The sequence below is a fragment of the Kitasatospora putterlickiae genome, assembly GCF_039527695.1.
Classification (GTDB): Bacteria; Actinomycetota; Actinomycetes; order Streptomycetales; family Streptomycetaceae; genus Kitasatospora; species Kitasatospora putterlickiae.
In genome coordinates this window covers 1-7,697 of record NZ_BAAAKJ010000539.1, presented here as the reverse complement: position 1 = coordinate 7,697, position 7,697 = coordinate 1, and the positions used below count along the sequence as shown (strand labels likewise).

The following is a 7,697-nucleotide window of genomic DNA, read 5'->3' as shown; positions in this document are numbered from 1 at the left end:
CACGGGGGGGCGCGACGGAGCGGGGGGCGCCGGCTCCTGCGCGTACACGCTGTCCCCGTCACCACCCCCACTCCCGCCTCCGGCCCCCGGGGCACCCGGCGGCTCGCTCCAGGGCCCCTGCTTGCGCCACCACTCGCCGTCCGACATCGCACACACCCCGCCTTGCCCGTACCGAACCGGACCCGCCACGCGTCCGGACGCGGCGTCATCCCCGCCGACCGTGACGGTACCCACCCGCCGACCCGCCACGCGAGCCCGGAGCACCCCCGGGCGAGCCGCACCGCACCGACCGCCCGACCGCCGACGTCGGCACCCTCCCGTCCCGCCGCCACCCGACTAACCTAGGTCGAATGACCGCACAGCAGGGCCCCCAACGCCAGGCCAAGTCCGCCGCCGGCCCCCGCACCCTCGCCGAGGAGCTCCGCGCCCGGCCCGACGATGACCTCGCCGCCCTGCTCCGGTCCCGCCCCGACCTGCTCAACCCCGTGCCCGGCGACCTCACCCAGCTCACCGCCCGGCTCTCCTCGCGCGCCTCGGCCCTGCGCGCGCTGGAGCGGCTGGACCGGTTCACCCTGCAGGTCGCCGAGGCCCTCGCCGCCCTCCCCGACGGCACCCCGCCCGCCGCGGTCCGCGGTCTGCTGGCCGGTCCGGCCAAGGTGAAGCCGCACCCCGGCGCCACCCCGCTGAGCGCCGCCGACCGGTCCGCCCTCGCCGCCGCGCTCCCCCGCGCGCTGGCCACCCTGCGCGACCGCGCGCTGCTCTGGGGCCCGGACAACGGCCTGCGCCTGGTCATCGCCGCCCGCGAGGCGCTCGCCCCGACCGCCAGCAACCCCGGCCGCACCGGTCTCGGCCCGACCTTCGCCGAGGCCAGCACCGGCATGTCCCCGGCCCGCCTGCAGCAGTTGCTCGCCTCCGCCGGGCAGCCCGCCACCGCCGACCCGGTCACCGCCGTCGCCGTGTTCACCGCGCTGCTCACCGACCGCGCCCGCTGCGCGGACCTCCTCGCCACCGCCCCCGAACCCGCCCTGCGGCTGCTCGACCGGCTGGTCTGGGGGCCGCCCACCGGCACCGTCCCGGACGCCACCCGCCCGGTCACCGCCGAGGACGCGCAGAGCCCCGTCGAGTGGCTGCTGGCCCGGGGCCTGCTGCTGCCCAGCAGCCCGGGCAGTGTCGTCCTGCCCCGCGAACTCGCCCTGCACCTGCGCGGCGGCCGCTCGCACCCCACCGTCGAGCCGGTCCCGCCCGAGCCTGCGCCCGCCGCCTCGCCGCGCGACCCCCAGGTGGTGGACGGCGCCGCCGCCGGGCAGGCGCACACCGCCGTGCGGACCGTCGAGGAACTCCTCGACCTCTGGGGCCTCACCCCGCCGCCCACCCTGCGCGCCGGCGGCCTCGGCGTGCGCGACCTCAAGCGCACCGCCCAGGCCCTGGAGTGCACCGAGCAGATCGCCGCCTTCTGGCTCGAACTCGCCTACACGTCGGGGCTGCTGGCCCCGGACGGCGAGGTCGACGAGCGCTGGGCGCCGACCCCGGGGTACGACGAGTGGCTGCGGCTGGACACCGCCGAGCGGTGGACCGTGCTCGCCCGCGGCTGGCTCGCCGCCACCCGGGTCCCGGCCCTCACCGGCACCGCCGACGGCCGGGGCAAGCCGCGCGCCGCGCTCGGCCCCGAGCTGGACCGCACCCTCGCCCCGTCCGTCCGCCGCGCCGCCCTCGCGCTGCTCGCCGAGCTCCCGGCGGGCACCCCGGCCACCGCCGAGGAGCTGCTGCCCACGCTGCGCTGGCAGCGCCCGCTGCGCGGCGGGCCGGCCGCCCCCGACGGCGGCGGCGACCTGCGCGACCACCTGGTCGGCTGGACCCTGGCCGAGGCCGAACTCCTCGGCGTCACCGGCCGCGGCGCGCTCGCCGCCCCGGCCCGCGCCCTGCTCACCGCCGAGCACGACCCGGCCGCCGTGCTGGCCCTGCTGCTGCCGCGGCCGCTCGACCACGTCATCCTGCAGCCGGACCTCACCGCGATCGCCCCGGGCCCGCTGCTCACCCCGCTCGCCCAGGCGCTCGCGCTCTGCGCCGACATCGAGTCCAAGGGCGGCGCGACCGTCTACCGGTTCACCCCCGGCTCGGTGCGCCGCGCCCTCGACGCCGGACGCACCGCCGCCGACCTGCGGGCCTTCCTGGCCCAGCACTCCCGCACGCCGGTGCCGCAGCCGCTCGCCTACCTGATCGACGACGTCGCCCGCTGGCACGGGCTGCTGCGGGTCGGCGCCGCCTCGTCCTACCTGCGCTGCGACGACCCGTCCCTGCTGAACGAGATCCTGGCCGACCGCCGCTCCGCCGACCTGCGGCTACGGCTGCTCGCGCCCACCGTGCTGGCCGCCCAGGCCGCGCCGGACACGCTGCTCGCGAGCCTGCGCGCCATGGGGTACGCGCCGGCCGCCGAGTCCGCCGAGGGCGATGTGCTGATCACCCGCCCGGACAGCCACCGCACCCCGCCCCGGGCGGCCCCGGTACCGGTCCCGGACGGCCCGCCCGCGCCGGACGACACCCTGCTCGCCGCCGCCGTCAAGGCGATCCGGGCCGGTGACCGGGCCGCCACCGCCGCCCGCCGCGAGCCCGCCCTCCCGACCGGCCGTCAACTCCCGCGCACGGCCGCCGCCGAGACCCTGGCAGCGCTGCAGACGGCGGTCCTGCTCGGCGAGCGGATGTGGATCGGCTACCTCAACGCGGAGGGCCTCGCCAGCCAACGGATCATCGACCCGGTGAAGGTCGAAGGCGGCTACGTCACCGCCTTCGACCACCACGACGGCGAACTGCGCACCTTCGCGCTGCACCGGATCACCGGCGTCGCCGAACTCGACGAGTAGCGGCCTCAGTGGCCCTGCTGCTGGGCCGCCTGCTCCGCCTGCTTCTCCTTCATCGCCTTCTCCGCCAGGGCGGCCAGGTCCCCCTGCCCGACCGGCATCGCGGAGGTGGCCCCGGTCAGGTCGGCGAGCAGGAACGCGGGCGACGCCAGCACGCCGCCCGGCCCCTCCCCGATGCCCGCGATCGCGTGCGCGGAGCCGGCCGAGGAGACGGTGGCGGCGACGGCCGTTCCGGCGAGGGCGAGGGCGGTGAGGACACGCTTCGACTTGTTCATGCCCTGCCCAACGAGCCACCCCGCCGCCGGTCACCCCCCGCCACCCCTTCCGCACCGCCCGTACCGGCGGTTGACGCCCCGCCCCCACCGGCGTAGTCCGGAATGCGGGGGGTGACGAAAGGAGTCATCATGCTCGGCGATCTCATCGGCGAGACCCAGGGCCAGGACACCGGCCGGCGCGTCCTCGACGCCGGGGACGGCCACGTCGTCGTCGAGGTCTCGTTCGAGGGCAGCGGCACCTACTACGGCACCGCCGTCACCGGCTTCGGCACCTACGAGTCCGAACTGCGCGCCGACGGCACCTTGCACGGCGAGGGCCAGGGCGTCGACATGACCGCCGACGGCCAGAGCGTCGTCTGGCACGGCATCGGCATCGGCCACTTCACCGAGGGCGGCGGCACCAGCTGGCGCGGCTCGCTCTTCTTCCACACCGCCTCGCCCCGGCTCGACCGCCTCAACCACGTCGTCGGCCTCTTCGCGTACGAGGTCACCCCCGACGGCAAGTCCACCGGCACCTTCCACGAGTGGAAGTAGCCCTCCCGTCCCGAGCGGTCCCGCCCACCCGGCCGGATGCGCGACACTGGAGGGTCGGCGTCCCGAGGGACCCGCAGACCCGACAGACCTGTCAGCCAGTGGAGGGCACCCCCGCGTGAACGACGGACCGCTCATCGTCCAGAGCGACAAAACTCTTCTCCTGGAGATCGACCACCCCAGGGCCGCCGAGTGCCGGCGGGTCATCGCGCCGTTCGCGGAGCTGGAGCGGGCGCCGGAGCACGTGCACACGTACCGGGTGACGCCGCTCGGGCTGTGGAACGCGCGGGCGGCGGGCCACGACGCCGAGCAGGTCGTGGACGCCCTGGTGACGTACTCGCGCTATCCGGTGCCGCACGCGCTGCTGGTCGACGTGGCCGACACGATGGCCCGGTACGGGCGGCTGCGGCTGCTCAAGCACCCGACCCACGGGCTGGTGCTCACCTCCACCGACCGGCCGGTGCTGGAGGAGGTGCTGCGGTCCAAGAAGATCGTTCCGCTGGTCGGCGCCCGGGTCGACCCGGACACCGTGGTGGTGCACCCGTCCGAGCGCGGGCAGATCAAGCAGGTGCTGCTGAAACTCGGCTGGCCGGCCGAGGACTTCGCCGGGTACGTGGACGGCGAGGCGCACCCGATCGACCTGGAGGAGGACGGCTGGAGCCTGCGCCCCTACCAGGCGCAGGCGGTGGAGGGCTTCTGGCACGGCGGCTCGGGCGTCGTGGTGCTGCCCTGCGGCGCCGGCAAGACGCTGGTCGGCGCGGCGGCGATGGCGCACGCCAAGTCGACCACGCTGATCCTGGTCACCAACACCGTCTCGGCCCGCCAGTGGAAGCACGAGCTGGTCAAGCGGACCTCGCTCACCGAGGACGAGATCGGCGAGTACAGCGGCACCAGGAAGGAGATCCGCCCGGTCACCATCGCCACCTACCAGGTGATGACCACCAAGCGGAAGGGCGCCTACGCCCACCTGGAGCTGTTCGACGCCCGCAACTGGGGCCTGGTCGTCTACGACGAGGTCCACCTGCTGCCGGCCCCGGTGTTCAAGTTCACCGCGGACCTCCAGGCCCGCCGCCGGCTCGGCCTGACCGCCACCCTGGTGCGCGAGGACGGCCGGGAGGGCGATGTGTTCAGCCTGATCGGCCCCAAGCGCTTCGACGCGCCGTGGAAGGAGATCGAGGCGCAGGGCTACATCGCGCCCGCCGACTGCTGCGAGGTCCGGGTCACCCTCACCGACTCCGAGCGGCTCGCCTACGCGACCGCGGAGCCCGAGGAGCGGTACCGCTTCTGCGCGACCACCGCGACCAAGCGCCGGGTGGTGGAGGCCCTGGTCAGGAAGCACGAGAAGGACCAGACGCTGATCATCGGCCAGTACATCGACCAGCTGGACGAACTCGGCGAGGCCCTGGACGCCCCGGTGATCAAGGGCGAGACCAGCAACGCCCAGCGCGAGAAGCTGTTCGACGCCTTCCGCAACAAGGAGATCGGCGTCCTGGTGGTCTCCAAGGTCGCCAACTTCTCCATCGACCTGCCGGAGGCGACCGTCGCCATCCAGGTCTCCGGCACCTTCGGCTCCCGCCAGGAGGAGGCCCAGCGCCTCGGCCGGGTCCTGCGCCCCAAGGCGGACGGCCACGCCGCCCACTTCTACTCGGTGGTCGCCCGGGACACCGTCGACCAGGACTTCGCCGCCCACCGCCAGCGCTTCCTCGCCGAGCAGGGCTACGCCTACCGGATCATCGACGCGGACGACGTGCTGTAACGGAAGGCACGGGGGTGGCGGGGCTGGATCGGAGGGGCGGACGCGGCTAGGATCGTCCGTCTGCCCCCTCCCGAACCGTGGTACCCGCTGTAGTCGCGCGGGCAGCCGGGGGAGGTGCCGACCGTTCGGCAACCGGTCGGCTGTATCCACCGTGAGCTCCTACGATCCGCTGCGCCCGCGTCCGGGGCAGCCGGGAAGGTTCGCTGTGCCCGCCACCCCCCTCACCGACCCCCTGCAGCGCGAACGCGACCACCTGGCCGCGTCCAGGGCCGCGCTGCGCGCGATGCGCGAGGACGTCGAGTCCCTGGACATCCGCGACGTCACCGGCACCTGGGTCACCGCCCTGGTGCTGCAGAACCAGATCGAGGCCAGGATCGCCGCCCTGGCCGACCTCTCGCACACCCCGCTGTTCTTCGGCCGGCTCGACTACCTGCACGCGATCAGCGAGGAGTTGAGTGAAGGATCGGGCGGAGAGAGCTTCTACATCGGGCGCCGCCACGTGCACGACGCGGACGGCGACCCGATGGTGATCGACTGGCGCGCGCCGGTCTCCCAGCCGTTCTACCGGGCCAGCCGCACCGAGCCGCTGGACGTCGAGCGCCGCCGCCGCTTCGGCTACACCGGCGGGGAGCTCACCGCGTACGAGGACGAGCACCTCTCCGACCCGGCGGAGGACGAGACCTCCTCGGCCCTGCTGGCGGCCGAGATCGAGAAGCCGCGCGTCGGCCCGATGCGCGACATCGTGGCGACCATCCAGCCGGAGCAGGACGAGATCGTCCGCGCCGACATCTCCGGCACCCTCTGTGTCCAGGGCGCCCCCGGTACCGGGAAGACCGCCGTCGGCCTGCACCGCGTGGCGTACCTGCTGTACGCGCACCGCGAGCGGCTGGCCCGCACCGGCACCCTGGTGATCGGCCCGAACAACGCCTTCCTCTCCTACATCGAGCAGGTGCTGCCCGCGCTGGGCGAGCTGGACGTCGCGCAGGCCACCGTGCAGCAGCTGGTCGGGCACGTCGAGGTGCGCGGCGAGGACTCCCCCGAGGCGGCCCGGCTGAAGGGCGACGCCCGGATGGCGCAGGTGCTGCGCCGGGCGGTCCGCTCCGGCATCGCGCTGCCCACCGAGCCGTGCGTGGTGATCCGCGGCTCCCGCCGCTGGCGCGTCCCGGTCTACGAACTGACAGAGATCATCGAGGAGTTGAAAGGCCGCGAGATCCGCTACGGGGCGGCCGCCGAGGCACTGCCGCAGCGGATCGCGCACGCCGTGCTGCTGAAGATGGAGCAGGGCGGCGAGGCCCCGGACGACCGGGTGCAGGACGCGGTGGCCCGCAACCCCGCCGTGAAGGCGGTGGTCAAGGCCTGCTGGCCGGCCGTCGACCCGGCCAAGCTGGTGCTGCGGCTGCTCTCCGAGCCGGAGTTCCTGGCCGCCTGCGCGGAGGGCGTGCTGACCGCCGAGGAACAGGCGGCCGTGCTGTGGCCCAAGCGGGGCCGCTCGGTGCGGACCGCCCGCTGGACCGCGGCCGACGCCGTCCTCGTCGACGAGGCGACGGACCTGGTGCGGCGCACCGCCTCGCTGGGGCACGTGGTGCTGGACGAGGCGCAGGACCTCTCGCCGATGCAGTACCGCGCGGTCGGCCGGCGCTGCACCACCGGCTCGGCGACCGTGCTGGGCGACCTCGCCCAGGGCACCACCCCGTGGGCGACGGCGAGTTGGCCGGAGGCGCTGCACCACCTGGGCAAGCCGGCCGCCCACATCGAGGAGCTGACCAAGGGCTTCCGGGTGCCGGAGGAGGTCATCGCGTACGCCTCCCGGCTGCTGCCGTCGATCGCCCCGGGCCTGAACCCGGCGAGCTCGGTGCGCGAGGCCCCGGGTTCGCTGACGATCCGCCGGGTCGCCGGCGAGGAGCGGACGGCGGCCGTGATCGAGGCCTGCCGGCGGGCGCTGGAGCGGGAGGGGTCGACGGGTCTGATCGCGGCCGACGCGCGCGTCCCGCTGCTGGCCGAGGCGCTGACGGCGGCCGGTCTCGCGCACCTCGCGCCCGGCACCGAGACCAGTGCCGAGGCCCGGCTGACGCTCGTCCCGGCGTCGCTGGCCAAGGGTCTGGAGTACGACTACGTGGTGCTGGACGAGCCGGCCGCGGTGGTCGCGGGCGAGCCGGACGAGCGGACCGGCCTGCGGCGGCTGTACGTGGCGCTGACCCGGGCGGTCTCCGGGCTGGAGGTGCTGCACGCCGAGCCGCTGCCGGAGCAGCTGCGCTGAACCCGCCGGGCCGAACGGCCGGG

The 7,697-nt window shown here is 75.2% G+C and carries 5 protein-coding genes; 4 read left to right on the top strand and 1 reads right to left on the bottom strand.

Going from position 1 to position 7,697, the window contains the following annotated elements; translation table 11 throughout:
* Window positions 1–350: 350 nt before the first annotated feature.
* Window positions 351–2,858, top strand: coding sequence for a helicase-associated domain-containing protein (locus ABD308_RS38930; protein WP_344345779.1), 2,508 nt, complete (start codon window positions 351–353; stop codon window positions 2,856–2,858).
* A gap of 5 nt (window positions 2,859–2,863) precedes the next feature.
* On the opposite strand, the gene ABD308_RS38925 is transcribed toward ABD308_RS38930, so the two are convergent.
* Window positions 2,864–3,130: a hypothetical protein gene (locus ABD308_RS38925; protein ID WP_344345777.1), complete on the bottom strand. Its 267-nt coding sequence runs from the start codon at window positions 3,128–3,130 to the stop codon at window positions 2,864–2,866.
* A gap of 129 nt (window positions 3,131–3,259) precedes the next feature.
* On the opposite strand from ABD308_RS38925, the gene ABD308_RS38920 reads away from it, so the two are divergent.
* From ABD308_RS38920 to ABD308_RS38910, 3 genes are all read left to right on the top strand, one after another.
* Entirely contained in the window at window positions 3,260–3,664 is a 405-nt protein-coding gene (locus ABD308_RS38920) for a hypothetical protein (protein ID WP_344345775.1), read from the top strand.
* A 115-nt stretch (window positions 3,665–3,779) separates the two neighbouring features.
* On the top strand, window positions 3,780–5,417 hold the full coding sequence (locus ABD308_RS38915; protein WP_344345773.1) for a DNA repair helicase XPB: 1,638 nt from the start codon (window positions 3,780–3,782) through the stop codon (window positions 5,415–5,417).
* 205 nt (window positions 5,418–5,622) lie between these two features.
* Entirely contained in the window at window positions 5,623–7,674 is a 2,052-nt protein-coding gene (locus tag ABD308_RS38910; RefSeq protein WP_344345771.1) for a HelD family protein, read from the top strand.
* Window positions 7,675–7,697: the final 23 nt, after the last annotated feature.